Genomic DNA, 15,199 nt, shown 5'->3' on the forward strand with positions numbered 1-15,199 from the left:
CTGAACCGGTGCGCGAACGGTCACCGCGACGGGCGCGCCCGTAACGCGGACCGCCGTCAGAGCACGGTCCACCGCTTCTCGACCGCCGCGTCCACCGCCTCCGCGAGCTCGTCCAGCCGCCGGGAGTCGAGGCGCCCCGGGTCCGCGGCCGCCCGGATCCGCCCGCTCATCGCTGCGATCGCCGAGCGCCGCCGCGGCAGGGTCGCGGTGAACGCGCAGTCGCGCAGCAGCACCAGCAGCTCGCCCGCCCGGCCCTGCGCCTCCGCGAGGACCTCGAGCCGCCGCTCGAACGGCGACTCCGGGACCGTCACGCGCAGGAACCCGTCCGGATCCTGGAACGCCGCCGGCGGATCCGGGACCCGCGCGAGCAGCGCCAGTGCGGCGCCCAGCTCGTCCAGATCGCCCTCGTGCGCCAGCTCCCGCAGCCGCGAGTCCACGTCCTCGGCCGGCCCCGCCCCGAGCTCCACCGTCCGCAGCACGAGCGCGTCGAGCCGGCGCTCCTCCTCCTCGCCCGGGACCGACGGAGTCGCCGACCACCACGAGAGCACCGGAGTCGCGGCCACCGCGTGCTCGCCGATCCGCCGCTCCAGCGCGATCAGCAGGTCCTCCCGCGCGGCGAGCGCCACCAGCGCGTCCACGTCGACGTGGAGCAGGGTGCCCGAGGCGGGCGGCGCCACCAGCCGGCGTCCGGAGGGAGGGACGGTCTCCGCCCGCGTCCTCGCCCCGGGTCCGCGCTCGCTCGCCCGCAGGATCTCCTCCTCGAGGGTCCGCCGGGGTCGTCGTCGTCCGCTTCCGCGCGCCATGCCGTCACGCTACCGTCGGCCGCATGACCCGGTTCCTCGCCCTCCTCCGCGGAGTGAACGTCAACGGCTGCACCGTCCGCAGCGCCGAGCTCGCCGAGACGGTCGCCGGGATCGGCGTGGACCGGGTGCGGACGGTCCTCGCGAGCGGCAACGCGGCCTTCGACTCCGACCGCCCGGCCGCCGAGCTGAAGCCCGCGCTCGAGGCGGCGCTCGCCGAGCGGTTCGGCTACGACGCCTGGATCGTGCTCGTGACGCAGGAGGCGCTCGCCGCGGTGCTCGCCGCCTACCCGTTCTCGCGGATCGACGAGGAGGCGCATCCGTACGTCGTCTTCGGCTCGGACGAGGAGGCGCTCGACGCCGCGCAGGCCGCGATCGGCGAGCCGGATCCGGCGGTCGAGCTCGTCGCCCGGGGTGCCGGCGTCCTCTACTGGCGCTGCCCGCGCGGCTCCTCGACGGACACGCCGGTCGCACGGATCCTCGCCCGATCCGCCTACCGCTCCACCACGACGACCCGGAACCTGCGCACCGTCGAGAGGCTCGCGACGGCGTGACGTCCGCGGCCGTGGCAGGGCCGTCTCCGGGCTCCGCGAGCGGCACCTCCGGGCGCCTCCGACCTCGGGAGGCGAGGAATCGGGGCTGAGAGTACGCACATTCTTTGGTTAGGCTGTCCTTAGTGCCGGTCCACTCGGACCCTGCGCCGCCTCCCGCACAGCCTCTCGAAAGGGACCCATGCCCCGCGCCACCACGCCCCTCGCCCTGCTCGCCGCCACCGCGCTGACGATCGGCCTCGCCGGCTGCAGCGGCTCGGCCGCCGGAGACGACGCCGCCGCCGACAGCGGCTTCACGCCGATCACGATCGAGCACGCTCTCGGCACCACCACCATCGAGTCGGCGCCCGAGCGCGTGGCGACGGTCAACTGGGCCAACCACGAGGTCCCGCTCGCGCTGGGCGTGGTCCCCGTGGGCATGGCCGTGGCCAACTTCGGCGACGACGACGGCGACGGACTCCTCCCCTGGGTGAGCGAGAAGCTCGACGAGCTCGGCGCCGAGACCCCCGTCCTCTTCGATGAGACCGACGGCATCGACTTCGAGGCCGTCTCGGACACCGACCCGGACGTCATCCTCGCCGCCTACTCCGGCCTCACGCAGGAGGACTACGACACCCTGAGCGAGATCGCCCCCGTCGTCGCCTACCCCGAGACCGCCTGGGGCACCTCCTGGCGCGACATGATCACGCTGAACAGCGAGGCGATGGGCAGGGCCGACGAGGGCGCCGCCCTGATCACCGAGCTCGAGGGCGAGATCGAGGAGAAGGTCGCCGCGCACCCGCAGCTGGCCGGCACCTCGGCGATGTTCCTCACTCACGTCGACCCGACGGACCTCAGCCAGGTCAGCTTCTACACCTCGCACGACACCCGCCCCGCGTTCTTCGAGGACCTCGGCATGGCCACCCCGGGCAGCATCGCCACCGCCTCCGCCGCGACCGACAAGTTCTCGCTCACGCAGAGCGCCGAGCAGGCCGACGCCTTCAGCGACGTCGACGTGATCGTCACCTACGGCGACGACGAGCTCGTGAGCACCCTCAAGGCCGACCCGCTGCTCTCGCAGATCCCCGCGGTCGCCGACGACGCCATCGTGCGCCTGCCCTCCACCCCGCTCGGCACCGCCGCCAACCCGACGCCGCTCTCGATCTCGTGGGTCCTCGACGACTACCTGGACCTGCTCGACGAGGCCGCCGCCAAGGCCGCGCAGAGCACTCCGGCCGCCTGAGCCGGGACCCGACCCGCGTGACCCTCGCCGCTCCTCCCGCCGCCTCGGGCGTCGCCGCCGTGCGCCGCCCGAGGCGGCTGCGCGCCCTCTGGCTGCTCGCGGCCGTGGCCGTGCTGCTCGCCGCCGCCGTGGTGTCGGTGCTGGTGGGGTCGCGGGAGGTCGCGTGGAGCGACGTCGTCGCCGCGTTCGGCGGGTCCACGGACGGATTCGCGCAGGCCGCGGTCGCCAAGCGCATCCCGCGCACCGTGCTCGCCGCGATCGCGGGCGCGGCCCTCGGCGTCGCCGGCGTGCTGATGCAGGGGGTGACCCGCAATCCGCTGGCCGACCCCGGCATCCTCGGGGTGAACACCGGAGCCTCGCTCGCGGTCGTGACGGGCATCGTCTTCTTCGGGCTGACGAGCTCCGCCGCCTACGTCTGGGTCGCGATCGGCGGGGCCGCGGTCGCCGCGGTCTTCGTCTACACGGTCGGGTCGCTCGGGCGCGGCGGCGCGACTCCGCTCAAGCTCGCCCTGGCCGGGGCCGCCACCTCGGCCGCGCTGGTCTCGGTGATCAGCGCGATCGTCCTGCCGCGCGCCGACATCGCGGGCGGCATCCGCTCCTGGCAGATCGGCGGAGTGGGCGGCGCGACGTCCGCGAGCATCGCGCAGGTGCTCCCCTTCCTCCTGGCCGGCCTCGTCCTCTGCGTGCTCTCGGCCAAGAGCCTCAACACCCTCGCGCTCGGCGACGAGCTCGCGGCGGGCCTGGGCGAGCGGGTCGCCCTCGCGCGCGGCGGGGCCGCCCTGGGCGCGGTCGTGCTCTGCGGAGCGACGACCGCGGTCACGGGGCCCATCGGCTTCGTCGGCCTGGTCGTCCCGCACGCCTGCCGCCTCCTCGTCGGCGTCGATCACCGCTGGCTGCTGCCGTTCTCGGCGGTGACCGGCGCCGTGCTCCTGATCGCGGCGGACATCGTCGGCCGCGTCGTCGCGCGCCCGAGCGAGATCGACGTGGGCATCGTCACCGCGCTGGTCGGCGCCCCGGTGTTCATCGCGATCGTCCGCCGCCAGAAGGTGCGCGAGCTGTGACCGCGCTGCTCGAGGCGCCCTCCGCCACCGCCCGCGCCGTCGCGGCCGGCCGCCGCCGCCGCGGGGCCCGCCGCCGGGTCGTCGTCGCCGTGCTCGCTGTCCTGATCGCGGCCGTCCTCGCCGTCTCCCTGCTGGTCGGCCAGACCGTCTACTCGCCCGACGAGGTGCTCCGCGTGATCCTCGGCGAGCAGGTCCCCGGGGCGAGCTTCACCGTCGGGCGCCTCCGCCTCCCGCGCGCCGTCCTCGCCCTGCTGGTGGGCCTGTGCTTCGGGCTCGGCGGAGTGAGCTTCCAGACCATGCTCCGCAACCCGCTCGCCAGCCCCGACATCATCGGGATCAGCGCCGGGGCGAGCGCCGCCGCGGCCTTCGCGATCGTGACGCTCTCGCTCGGGGCGGCGCAGGTCTCGGCCCTCGCGATCGTCGCGGGACTCGTGGTCGCCCTGCTCGTCTACGCCCTGTCCTACCGCAGCGGAGTCGCCGGCACCCGGCTGATCCTGATCGGCATCGGGGTCGCCGCGATGCTCGACTCCCTCACCGCCTACGTGCTCTCGCAGGCCGCCGCGTGGGACCTGCAGGAGGCGTCCCGCTGGCTCACCGGGAGCCTCAACGGCGCGAGCTGGAGCGAGGTCGTGCCGGTCCTCGCCGCGGTCGTCGTCCTCACCCCCGTCCTGCTCTCGCGCTCGCGCGACCTCTCCGCCACGCAGCTCGGCGACGACACCGCCTCCGCGCTCGGCATCCGCGTGAACGCCACCCGCCTCGTCGTGATCGTCGCCGCGGTCGGGCTGATCGCCTTCGCGACGGCCGCCGCCGGCCCGATCGCGTTCGTGGCCTTCCTCTCCGGCCCGATCGCCGCCCGCCTGATCGGGCCCGGCGCGTCGCTCCTCATCCCCTCGGCCCTCGTCGGCGCGCTGCTCGTGCTCGTCGCCGACTTCGTCGGGCAGTTCGGGCTGGGCCTGCGCTACCCGGTCGGAGTGGTCACCGGCGTCCTCGGGGCGCCGTACCTCGTCTACCTCATCGTCCGCAGCAACAGAGCGGGAGGCTCACTGTGACCACCGCGCACACCCTGACGGCCGAGGGGGTCACCCTCGGCTACGGCGACCGGACCGTCGTCGACGGCCTCGACCTCGTCGTCCCGCCCGGCCGCATCACCGCGATCGTCGGAGCGAACGCCTGCGGCAAGTCGACGCTCCTGCGCTCGATGTCGCGCCTGCTCGCGCCCCGCTCCGGCGCCGTGCTGCTCGACGGCAGGGCCGTGCACCGGACGCCGGCGAAGCAGCTCGCCCGCACGCTCGGCCTCCTCCCGCAGTCGCCGATCGCCCCGGAGGGCATCACCGTCGCGGATCTCGTCGGCCGCGGCCGCCATCCGCACCAGGGGATGCTGAGCCGCTGGAGCGCCCACGACGACGAGGCCGTCGCGACCGCGCTCGACGCGACCGACACCGCCGCCCTGGCCGACCGCTCCGTCGACGAGCTCAGCGGCGGGCAGCGCCAGCGCGTCTGGATCGCGATGGCCCTCGCGCAGGAGACCGACGTGCTGCTGCTGGACGAGCCGACCACCTTCCTCGACGTCAGCCACCAGATCGAGGTGCTCGACCTGCTCGTCGACCTCAACCGCACCCGCGGGACGACGGTGGTGATGGTCCTGCACGACCTCAACATGGCCGCCCGCTACGCCGACCACCTCGTGGCGATCGCGCACGGCGCGGTGCACGCCTCCGGCAGCCCGGCCGCGGTGCTCACCGAGGAGACGGTGCTCGCCGTGTTCGGCCTCGACAGCCGCATCATCACCGACCCGACCTCGGGCACTCCGCTCATGCTCCCCCTCGGGCGGCACCGCCTCGCCCCCGAGCGGATCGACGCCCCCGGCGGCGCGCAGATGACGGACGTGTAAACGGTTCCACACGGCGGCCGGGGGGCGTATACGATACCTGCAGTCCGCGGCGGACGACCGTCATCGGCGGAACCGCCGAACGCCTGCCCCCGATCAGAGGTCCTCCCCGCCGTGACTGCATCCCCGACGCGCCCCGACGCCTCCGCCCTCCGCGGCGTCCGCGCGCTCCTGTTCGACCTCGACGGCGTGCTCACGCCGACCGCCGACGTCCACATGCAGGCCTGGTCGCGGCTGTTCACGGAGTACCTCTCCTCGCGCGGGATCGCCGAGGGCTACACCGACGCCGACTACTTCCGGTACATCGACGGACGCCCGCGGTACGACGGCGTCCGGGCGCTCCTCGCCTCGCGCGGCATCACCCTCCCCGAGGGCGCGCCCGAGGACGACCCGTCGCTCGAGACCGTCTGCGGGCTCGGCAACCGCAAGAACGACGCCTTCAACCGCACCCTCGCCGAGACCGGCGTCGCTCCCTACCCGGGCTCGCTCCGCTTCGTCGACGCCGCGATCGCCGCGGGCGTGCAGGTCGCCGTCGTCACCTCCTCCCGCAACGGCGTGCCGGTGCTCGAGGCGGCCGGCCTCCGCGACCGCTTCGAGGTCGTCGTGGACGGGCTCCTCGCCGCCGAGCGCTCGATCGCCGGCAAGCCCGCGCCCGACACCTACCTCTACGCGGCCGAGCTCCTCGGCCTCCCGGCCGCCGAGTGCGCCGTCCTCGAGGACGCGCACTCCGGAGTCGCGGCAGGCCGCGCGGGCGGCTTCGGCCTCGTCGTCGGCGTCGACCGCGGAGTCGGGGCCGACACCCTGCTCGAGCACGGCGCCGACCTGGTCGTGGACGACCTGGCCGAGCTGCTCCCCTTCCTCCCCACCGCTCCCGCCCCCGAGGACGCCGCATGAACCCCATCACCTCCGACCCGCTCGACCGGAACCGCTTCCCGATCGACGAGTGGGCCCTCGTCGAGACCGAGTTCGCCTCCGAGCTGCAGGGCCGCACCGAGACGCTCTTCGCCACCGGCAACGGCTACCTCGGCCTCCGCGGCAACGTGGAGGAGGGGCGCGACGGCTACGCCTACGGCACCTTCATCAACGGGTTCCACGAGACCTGGCCCATCCGCCACGCGGAGGAGGCGTTCGGCTTCGCCCGCGTCGGCCAGACCATCGTCAACGTGCCGGACGCCAAGATCATCCGCCTCTACGTCGACGACGAGCCCTTCGTGCTGAGCGAGGCCGACGTCCTCGCCTACTCGCGCCGCCTCGACTTCGCGAACGGCGTGCTCACCCGCGAGCTGGAGTGGCGCACCCCCTCCGGCAAGCGCGTCCTGATCCGCTCGCGCCGCCTGGTCTCGTTCACCGACCGGCACCTCGCGATCCTCGACTACGAGGTCGAGATGCTCGACCACGACGCGTCCGTGCTGATCTCGAGCCAGATCCTCAACCGCCAGGACGGCGTCGACGAGTACCACGCCCCCTCCGGCAGCGAGGGGGCCGGCTTCGACCCGCGCAAGGCGGAGTCGTTCGAGGACCGCGTGCTCCAGCCGCGCCTCAAGCGCGTCAGCGGCACCCGCTACCTCCTCGGCTACCGGACCACCAACTCCCAGATGACCGTCGCCTGCGGCGCCGAGCACCAGCTCGAGACCGAGAACGAGTGGGACCAGACCTCCCAGATCGACGACGACCTCGCCAAGCACGTCTACCGCGTGAAGGCCAAGGCCGGCCGGCCGGTCCGCCTGGTCAAGACGCTGACCTACCACACCTCCCGCGGCGTGCCCGTGCGCGAGCTCGCCGACCGCTGCGACCGCACGCTCGACCGCGCCCGCGAGACGCCGGTCGAGGAGCAGTTCGTCAAGCAGCGCGAGTGGCTCGACGACTTCTGGACCCGCTCCGACGTGCAGCTGGACGGCCAGCCCGCCATCCAGCAGGCCACCCGCTGGAACCTCTTCCAGCTCGCCCAGTCCACCGCCCGCACCGACGGCGGCGGAGTCGCGGCCAAGGGCGTCTCGGGCTCCGGCTACGGCGGCCACTACTTCTGGGACACCGAGGTCTACGTCCTCCCGTTCCTCAGCTACACGGCGCCCCTCGTCGCCCGGAACGCCCTGCGCTTCCGGCAGAACATGCTCGAGGCCGCCCGGGCGCGCGCCTCCGAGCTCAACCAGCGCGGCGCGCTCTTCCCCTGGCGCACCATCAACGGTCAGGAGTCGTCGGCGTACTACGCCGCCGGCACCGCTCAGTACCACATCGACGCCGACATCTCCTACGCGCTCATGCAGTACGTGGGTGCCACGGGCGACGACGACTTCCTCGCCCGCGGAGCGATCGACATCCTCGTCGAGACCGCGCGGATGTGGGCCGATCTGGGCTTCTGGCGCAGCAACGGCGACGATCACTTCCACATCCACGGAGTGACGGGGCCGGACGAGTACACGACCGTCGTCAACGACAACCTGTACACGAACGTCATGGCCCGGGCGAACCTCCGCTCGGCCGCACGCGCCGTCGAGCTGCTGAAGGCCGTCGAGCCCGCCGCGTACGAGCGGATGGCCGACCGCCTCGCTCTCGACGAGGGCGAGGTGCTCGAGTGGGCGCGCGCCGCCGAGAAGATGCACATCCCCTTCGACGCGCGGGCGGGCATCCACCCGCAGGACGCGGCCTTCCTCGAGAAGGAGCTGTGGGACCTCGAGAACACCCCCGCGAGCAAGCGCCCGCTGCTGCTGCACTTCCACCCGCTGGTGATCTACCGCTTCCAGGTGCTCAAGCAGGCCGACGTCGTGCTCGCGCTGCTGCTGCAGGGCAACGAGTTCACCGCCGAGCAGAAGCGCGCCGACTTCGAGTACTACGACGCGCTGACCACCGGTGACTCGACCCTCTCGGCCGTCGTGCAGTCGATCATCGCCGCCGAGGTCGGCTACAGCGACCTGGCCCGCCACTACTTCCTGTCGGCGCTGTTCGTCGACCTCGCCGACCTGCACCGCAACACCGCGGACGGCATCCACGTCGCCTCGACGGGCGGCGTCTGGAGCGCCCTCGTCTACGGCTTCGGCGGGATGCGCGACCACGGCGGCCGGATCACGCTCGATCCGCGCCTTCCCGACGACTGGGACCGCCTCGCCTTCCGCATCACCCTCCACGGCACGCGCGTGCGCGTCGAGGTGACGCAGACCGAGGTCCTGCTGACGGTCGAAACCGGCGACTCCGCCGCGATCACCGTCCGCGACGAGCGCGTGCACGTCGCCGCCGGCAGCCCCGTGCGCGTCCCGCTCACGCACCAGGGCCGCCGCCTGCACGGCGCGCCGACCACGTCCGACATCGAGGGCACCCGCCGCTCCGACGGCACCGTGATCACCGCCTCGATCCCCACCATCTCGATGACCCCCGAGCCCGAGGTCCTGACCGGGCCCTGAGCGGCGCCGCGAACATCGCCCATCACGCACGAGACCCCCGGCCGGAACCGGGGGTCTCGTGCGTCGCGGGCGGGCGGAGCCGGCCGGATCGGATGCGTCAGGCGGAGGCGAGCAGCGAGCGCAGCGCCGACGTGAAGAACGTCAGCCCGTCCACACCCGAGCGCATCGCGGCGGCCGTGTCGGGCCCGAAGCCCTCCTCGACGGCGTGCTCCGGGTGCGGCATGAGCCCCACCACGTTGCCGCGGCGGTTGCTGATGCCGGCGATGTCGTTCATCGAGCCGTTCGGGTTGTGGCCGAGGTAGCGGACGACGACGCGTCCCTCCGCCTCGAGCTCGAGCAGCGTGTCGGCCGAGGCGATGTAGCCGCCCTCGCCGTTCTTCAGCGGGATCGTGATCTCCTGGCCGGGCTCGAAGCCGTTCGTCCAGGCGGTCTCGGTGCTCGCGACCATCAGGCGCTGGTCGCGGCAGACGAAGGATCCGATGTCGTTCGCGATCAGGCCGCCGGGCAGCAGGTGCGCCTCGGTGAGCATCTGGAAGCCGTTGCAGATGCCGAGGACCGGGGTCCCGGCGTTCGCCGCGTCGACGACCTCGCGCATGATCGGGGAGTGGGAGGCGATGGCGCCGCAGCGCAGGTAGTCGCCGTAGGAGAAGCCGCCGGGCAGGACGATCGCGTCGACGCCGTCGAGGTCGTGGTCGCCGTGCCACAGCGCGACCGGCTCCGCACCCGCGAACCGGACGGCGCGCTGGGCGTCGCGGTCGTCGAGCGAGCCGGGGAAGGTGATGACGCCGATCCTCATCGGGCGGCCTCCGCCGGGTAGTGGATCCCGACGACGTCCTCGATCACCGAGTTCGAGAGCATCTCGTCGGCGATGCGCTGCACCGAGGCGCGCACCTCGTCGGTCACCTCGTCGACGGTGATCTCGAAGCGCTTGCCCACCCGCACGCCGTGGAGGGCGGAGTGGCCCAGCCGCGCGAGCGCGCCGGCGACGGCCTTCCCCTGCGGGTCGAGCAGCTCGGCCTTGGGCATGACTTCAACGACGATCGTGGGCACCGTGTTCTCCGGAGTCTCGGGGGAGTGCGGTCTTCCGCGCGACCATCGTACCCGCGGGGGTCCCCGCGGTCGGCGGCGCTCAGGAGGTCGTGACGCGGACGGCGTTCGCCCAGGGGTCCTCGAAGGCGAGGGTGCGGCCGTCGTCGCGGGTGGCGACTCCGGAGCGGGCCAGCCGCTCGCCGAGCGCGCCGAGGTCGTCGGCGCCGGGCACCACGATCTCGACCTGTCCGAGGCCGAGGGCCTGCTGCCGGCGTCCGGCGCCCGCCGAGTTCCAGGTGTTCATCGCCATGTGGTGGTGGTAGCCGCCCGCCGAGACGAAGAGCGCCTGCCCGCCGTACGCGATCGTCGTCTCGAAGCCGAGCCGGTCGACGTAGAACTCCTTCGCGGTGGCGACGTCGCCCACGCTCAGGTGCACGTGGCCGACGGAGGCGCCGCCGAGGCGCGGCTGCGCGATCGACTCCTCGGTGAGGTGCTCCTGCAGGAACGCGTTCGGGTCGAGGAAGAGCGTGCTCATCTCGATCCGCCCGTGCGTCCACGACCACTGCGTGCGGTCCCGGTCCCAGTACATCTCGACGCCGTTGTGCTCGGGGTCGTCGAAGTAGAAGGCCTTGCTGACCAGGTGGTCGGAGCTGCCGGTGAAGGAGCCGGGGTGCCGGCTCGCGACGCTGTACACGGCCGCGGCGAGCGCCGCCTCCGATTCGAAGAGGATCGCCGTGTGGAAGAGGCCGGCGCTGCGCGGCGAGGCGTGCACCAGCTCGGGCGCGTGCTGGAGGATCACGGCCGGCACTCCGCCGCGGCCGAGCACCGCGACCGGTCCGTCGTGCGAGAGCAGCTCGAGCGTCACGGCGTCGCGGTAGTAGGCGATCATCCCGTCGAGGTCGGCGACGCGGAGGGTCACCGCGCCCATCGCGGTGTCGGGAGCGAGCAGGTCGGGGGAGGAGGTGGTCACGGCGGAGACGCTACCCGCTTTTGGTTGACGCTACAACCATTCAGAGTGGCGAGCGCTCATAGGAACCGCATAAGCAGCGTCCAGGCGACGCGGGGAGGCCGGGCATGGAATGGGAACCGGTCGCCGTCAGGGGCGGCCCCGGCACGAGGACGACACCATGAACGAGCGACACGAATCCGACGAGCGAGAGCTCACCGACCAGCCCGCCACCACCGAGGCGACGGGCGCCGACGAGGTGCGCGCGCTGCGCGCGGACGACCGCCGTCGTCGTCGTCGGGCGCTGATCGCCGGCGGCCTCGGCCTCGCCGTGCTGATCGGAGTGACAGCAGGCGGAGTCGCCACCGCCGGCCGCACCGAGGCGGCCTCCTCCGCCTCGGCCGGCGCCGCTACGATCGTCTACCCCGGCGGCTCGCGGGGATCCTTCGGCGGCGGGTACGTGATCGTCCCCTCCTGGGGCGGATCGACGCAGGGCGGCTCCTCCCCGTACGGCTCGACGCAGGGCGGCTCCTCCGCCGCCGAGCCGGCCACCGGCGCGACCGACGCCGTGGCCGCGAGCACCGCGCAGACCGCCGGCGTCGTCACGATCACCTCCGAGCTCACCTACCAGGGCGCCCGCTCGGCCGGCACCGGCATGATCCTCACCTCCGACGGCATGATCCTCACCAACAACCACGTCGTCGAGGGCGCCACCGCGATCTCGGTCACGGTGGAGTCGACGGGCCGCAGCTACACCGCCCGCGTCGTCGGCACCGACGCGACGAACGACGTCGCCGTCCTGCAGCTGGAGGACGCCTCCGGCCTCACCCCCGCCTCGCTCGACACGGACGGGGTCGCTGTGGGCGACACCGTGACCGCCGTCGGCAACGCGGGAGGGACGGGCGACCTGGTCGCCGCCACCGGCACGGTCACGGGTCTCGATCAGCAGATCACCACCCGCTCCGAGTCGGGGATCTCCGCCGAGACGCTGACCGGGCTGATCCAGACCGACGCCGACATCGTCTCCGGCGACTCCGGCGGCCCGCTCGTCGACTCCGCCGGCCGCGTCGTGGGGATGGACACCGCCGCCTCCAGCGGGACGGCCGACATCACCGGCTTCGCGATCCCGATCTCGAAGGCCCTGGACATCGTCGCCACCATCGAGGCGGGCGCCGACACGGCCACCGTCGAGATCGGCTACCCGGCCTTCCTCGGCGTCTCCCTCTCCTCCGGCACCGCGTCGCCGACCTCGCGCGCGCTCGCGACCACCGCGTCCGGCGCCGTGATCGGCGGAGTCGTCGAGGGCGGGCCGGCCGCGCAGGCGGGCCTCGAGGCGGGGGACGTCGTCACCGCGGTCGACGGGGTCGCCGTCGCCTCGGCCGATCAGCTGTCCGCCTCGCTCGCGCAGCGCGAGCCCGGGGAGTCGGTGACGATCTCGTGGACCGACTCCGCGGGCGCCGCCCGCTCCGCCCAGGTCGTGCTGGTCGAGGGTCCGGTCGCCTGATCGGAGCCTCCGCGGGGCCGCCGGAGCGTTCCCGGCCGTTCACCCGGACGAGCGCGCCACGCCGCCCGTTGTTTTGATCCGCTCAAGACAACTCGGGTAGTGTCCTCGGTATGACGACAGTGGACGAGCGGCTCCGAGCCTGCGGGCTCAAGGTCACCGCCACCCGGCGCGCGGTGCTCCTCGCTCTCGAGGAGCACCCGCACTCCGGGGTGGACGCGGTCCTGGCCCGAGTGCGCGAGGGCCTCCCCGAGGCCTCGGCGCAGGCCGTCTACGGAGTGCTCTCGGCGTTCACCGACGCCGGGATCGTCCGCCGCATCGAGCCGGAGGGCCACCCCCGCCGGTTCGAGCTGCGGGTCGGCGACAACCACCACCACGTGGTGTGCCGGCGCTGCGGGGCCGTGGCCGACGTCGACTGCGTCGTCGGGGAGGCGCCGTGCCTGCATCCGCAGACCGCGAGCGGCTTCGCCGTGGACACCGCCGACGTCACGTTCTGGGGCACCTGCCCCGACTGCCTGGCCCTGGCCCACTGACCGACATCCGCTACACCGCAGCGGCGGGCCCCGTGCCCCTCGCCGACAGGAGGAACATGACCGAGGAACGATTCACCACCACGAACTCCGGAGCACCGGTCGCGAGCGACGACCACTCGCTGAGCGTCGGAGCCGACGGACCCCTCGCGCTCCACGACCACTACCTCGTCGAGAAGCTGGCCCAGTTCAACCGCGAGCGCATCCCGGAGCGGGTCGTCCACGCCAAGGGCGGCGGAGCCTTCGGACGCTTCACCACCACCGCCGACGTCAGCGCCTACACACGTGCCGCGCTCTTCCAGCCCGGAGTCGAGACCGAGATGCTCGCGCGGTTCTCCACGGTCGCCGGCGAGCAGGGCTCGCCCGACACCTGGCGCGACCCCCGCGGCTTCGCGCTGAAGTTCTACACGAGCGAGGGCAACTACGACCTCGTCGGCAACAACACCCCCGTCTTCTTCATCCGCGACGGCATCAAGTTCCCCGACTTCATCCGCTCGCAGAAGCGCCTGCCCGGCAGCCACTTGCGCGACCACGACATGCAGTGGGACTTCTGGACCCTCTCGCCCGAGTCGGCCCACCAGGTCACGTGGCTCATGGGCGACCGCGGCCTCCCCTCCTCGTGGCGGCACATGGACGGCTTCGGCTCGCACACCTACCAGTGGATCAACGCCGCCGGCGAGCGCTTCTGGGTCAAGTACCACTTCAAGACCGATCAGGGCGTCGAGATCCTGAGCCAGGAGCAGGCCGACCAGATCGCCGGTGAGGACGCGGACTTCCACATCCGCGACCTGTCCTCCGCCATCGACCGCGGCGACTTCCCCTCGTGGACGCTGTCCGTGCAGGTCATGCCGTACGAGGACGCGAAGAGCTACCGGTTCAACCCGTTCGACCTCACCAAGGTCTGGCCCCACGCGGACTACCCGCTGATCGAGGTCGGCACCATGACGCTCGACCGGAACCCCGAGAACTACTTCGCGCAGATCGAGCAGGCGGCGTTCGCCCCCTCGAACTTCGTGCCCGGGATCGCGGCAAGCCCCGACAAGATGCTCCTCGCGCGCATCTTCAGCTACGCCGACGCGCACCGCTACCGCATGGGGACCAACCACGCGCAGCTGCCGGTGAACGCGCCGAAGTCGCCCGTGCACTCGTACTCGAAGGACGGCCCCATGCGGTTCGACTTCCAGAAGTCCGAGGTGCCCGTCTACGCGCCGAACACGATGGGCGGCGCCCACGCCGATCCCGCCCGGGCGGCGGAGTCGGCCGGCTGGGAGACCGACGGCGAGCTGACGCGCGCCGCGGCGACCCTCCACCCGGAGGACGACGACTTCGGTCAGGCGGGGACGCTCTACCGCGAGGTCCTCGACGACGACGCGCGCGCCCGCCTGGTCGCGAACATCGCCGGCCACGTGTCGAAGGTCACCCGTCCGGAGCTGCGGCAGCGCGTGCTCCAGTACTGGGCGAACGTCGACTCGTCGCTCTCGCAGCGCGTCGCCGAGGCGCTCGAGCCCTCGGCTCCCGGTGCGGACGTCTCCCCCGAGGCGGTCGGCATCGGGGCGTAGTCCCGGCATCCCCTCGAGGAGCGCGCGGTACCGGAGCGATCCGGGCCGCGCGCTCCTCGTCGTTTCCGGGGAGGGTCCTTCCACTCGGTGGAGTCGGACCCCGCGCGCGGGTGCCCGCCTCGGTCCGATGCAGCCGGCTCGGACCCCGGATCCGCCCGCGGAACCGGGCGCCGACGGGGAGGACCCCCGATCCCGACACGCCCGGGATGTGCGATTTCGGCCCGTCGTTTGACAGCACCGCGATCGCTGCGTAACTTATTCCGAGTCGCCACAAAGGCCGCAGGGAAACGGAAAGAGCAGCAGCTCCTACGTCCCGGCCTCAATCGGGACCATCCACTCGGCAAGACAGCTTTTCGGAGCAGGTCTGCCGCACGGATGTAAAGCCTTCGCAGGATCCCTCGGATCCAGCAACTTCGCCGCCCGGCGCAGGACTCAGGTCCTGAACCGAGCAACGTCGGAGCGCCTACGAGCGTGACGACATCGCGAAGAAGCCGGATTTGACACGGCCTGCGGATGTGCTAAGTTATACAAGTTGCCACGGCGACAGGGAGAAAGAAACTTCTCCTAGTCTACCGAGAAGACGCGTATGACGCAAGCAACAACATCTTCGATCACTTCCGTTGTGAAGCACCGTTCTGGTGTGGAGGCGGGATGTGTCCGATTCTTGAGAACTCAACAGCGTGCACTATGTTCAATGCCAATTTTATACCCCGGCCT

General features: G+C 72.5%; 14 protein-coding genes. 10 read left to right on the plus strand and 4 right to left on the minus strand.

All coding sequences use genetic code 11. From position 1 onward, the window contains the following. Positions 1-56 precede the first annotated feature (56 nt). Positions 57-803 carry a DUF2254 family protein gene (locus C5B98_RS09235; RefSeq protein ID WP_104327671.1) on the minus strand — a complete coding sequence of 249 codons (747 nt, stop codon included), beginning with the start codon at positions 801-803 and terminating at the stop codon, positions 57-59. 23 nt (positions 804-826) lie between these two features. Between C5B98_RS09235 and C5B98_RS09240 the strand changes: the two genes are divergently transcribed. From C5B98_RS09240 to C5B98_RS09270, 7 genes are all read left to right on the plus strand, one after another. Next, a complete protein-coding gene (locus tag C5B98_RS09240) occupies positions 827-1,354 on the plus strand; it encodes a DUF1697 domain-containing protein (RefSeq protein WP_104327672.1) in 528 nt (175 codons plus the stop codon). A 178-nt stretch (positions 1,355-1,532) separates the two neighbouring features. Further along, positions 1,533-2,573: an iron-siderophore ABC transporter substrate-binding protein gene (locus C5B98_RS09245; protein WP_104327673.1), complete on the plus strand. Its 1,041-nt coding sequence runs from the start codon at positions 1,533-1,535 to the stop codon at positions 2,571-2,573. Positions 2,574-2,590: 17 nt separating this feature from the next. After that, positions 2,591-3,634, plus strand: a complete 1,044-nt coding sequence (locus C5B98_RS09250) for an iron ABC transporter permease (RefSeq protein ID WP_104222742.1) — start codon at positions 2,591-2,593, stop codon at positions 3,632-3,634. Beyond that, entirely contained in the window at positions 3,631-4,683 is a 1,053-nt protein-coding gene (locus C5B98_RS09255; RefSeq protein ID WP_258063477.1) for an iron chelate uptake ABC transporter family permease subunit, read from the plus strand. The genes C5B98_RS09250 and C5B98_RS09255 overlap by 4 nt, the downstream gene beginning before the upstream one ends. After that, positions 4,680-5,525 carry an ABC transporter ATP-binding protein gene (locus C5B98_RS09260; protein ID WP_104267818.1) on the plus strand — a complete coding sequence of 282 codons (846 nt, stop codon included), beginning with the start codon at positions 4,680-4,682 and terminating at the stop codon, positions 5,523-5,525. The genes C5B98_RS09255 and C5B98_RS09260 overlap by 4 nt, the downstream gene beginning before the upstream one ends. Positions 5,526-5,636: 111 nt before the next feature. Further along, positions 5,637-6,416: an HAD family phosphatase gene (locus C5B98_RS09265; RefSeq protein ID WP_104222739.1), complete on the plus strand. Its 780-nt coding sequence runs from the start codon at positions 5,637-5,639 to the stop codon at positions 6,414-6,416. Further along, positions 6,413-8,917 carry a glycoside hydrolase family 65 protein gene (locus tag C5B98_RS09270; RefSeq protein WP_104222738.1) on the plus strand — a complete coding sequence of 835 codons (2,505 nt, stop codon included), beginning with the start codon at positions 6,413-6,415 and terminating at the stop codon, positions 8,915-8,917. Before C5B98_RS09265 ends, C5B98_RS09270 begins: the two co-directional genes overlap by 4 nt. Positions 8,918-9,014: 97 nt before the next feature. Here C5B98_RS09270 and purQ read toward each other — a convergent pair whose 3' ends face one another. From purQ to C5B98_RS09285, 3 genes are all read right to left on the minus strand, one after another. Then, on the minus strand, positions 9,015-9,713 hold the full coding sequence (purQ, locus tag C5B98_RS09275; RefSeq protein ID WP_104234257.1) for a phosphoribosylformylglycinamidine synthase subunit PurQ: 699 nt from the start codon (positions 9,711-9,713) through the stop codon (positions 9,015-9,017). After that, the gene (gene purS, locus C5B98_RS09280; protein ID WP_104222736.1) at positions 9,710-9,967 is read right to left on the minus strand and encodes a phosphoribosylformylglycinamidine synthase subunit PurS; all 258 of its coding nucleotides are present in this window, start codon (positions 9,965-9,967) and stop codon (positions 9,710-9,712) included. The genes purQ and purS overlap by 4 nt, the downstream gene beginning before the upstream one ends. A 79-nt stretch (positions 9,968-10,046) precedes the next feature. Beyond that, entirely contained in the window at positions 10,047-10,874 is an 828-nt protein-coding gene (locus C5B98_RS09285) for a VOC family protein (RefSeq protein ID WP_104327679.1), read from the minus strand. Between the two features lie 199 nt (positions 10,875-11,073). Here C5B98_RS09285 and C5B98_RS09290 point away from each other — a divergent pair, with 199 nt between their 5' ends. From C5B98_RS09290 to C5B98_RS09300, 3 genes are all read left to right on the plus strand, one after another. Then, complete coding sequence (locus tag C5B98_RS09290) at positions 11,074-12,396, plus strand: S1C family serine protease (protein WP_104327674.1); 1,323 nt, start codon at positions 11,074-11,076, stop codon at positions 12,394-12,396. A 110-nt stretch (positions 12,397-12,506) separates the two neighbouring features. Continuing rightward, positions 12,507-12,926, plus strand: coding sequence for a Fur family transcriptional regulator (locus C5B98_RS09295; RefSeq protein ID WP_104327675.1), 420 nt, complete (start codon positions 12,507-12,509; stop codon positions 12,924-12,926). Between the two features lie 56 nt (positions 12,927-12,982). Then, entirely contained in the window at positions 12,983-14,482 is a 1,500-nt protein-coding gene (locus C5B98_RS09300) for a catalase (protein WP_104327676.1), read from the plus strand. The last annotated feature ends 717 nt before the right edge of the window (positions 14,483-15,199 follow it).

Origin of the sequence: Rathayibacter sp. AY1A5 (genome assembly GCF_002930875.1) — a bacterium.
GTDB lineage: Bacteria > Actinomycetota > Actinomycetes > Actinomycetales > Microbacteriaceae > Rathayibacter.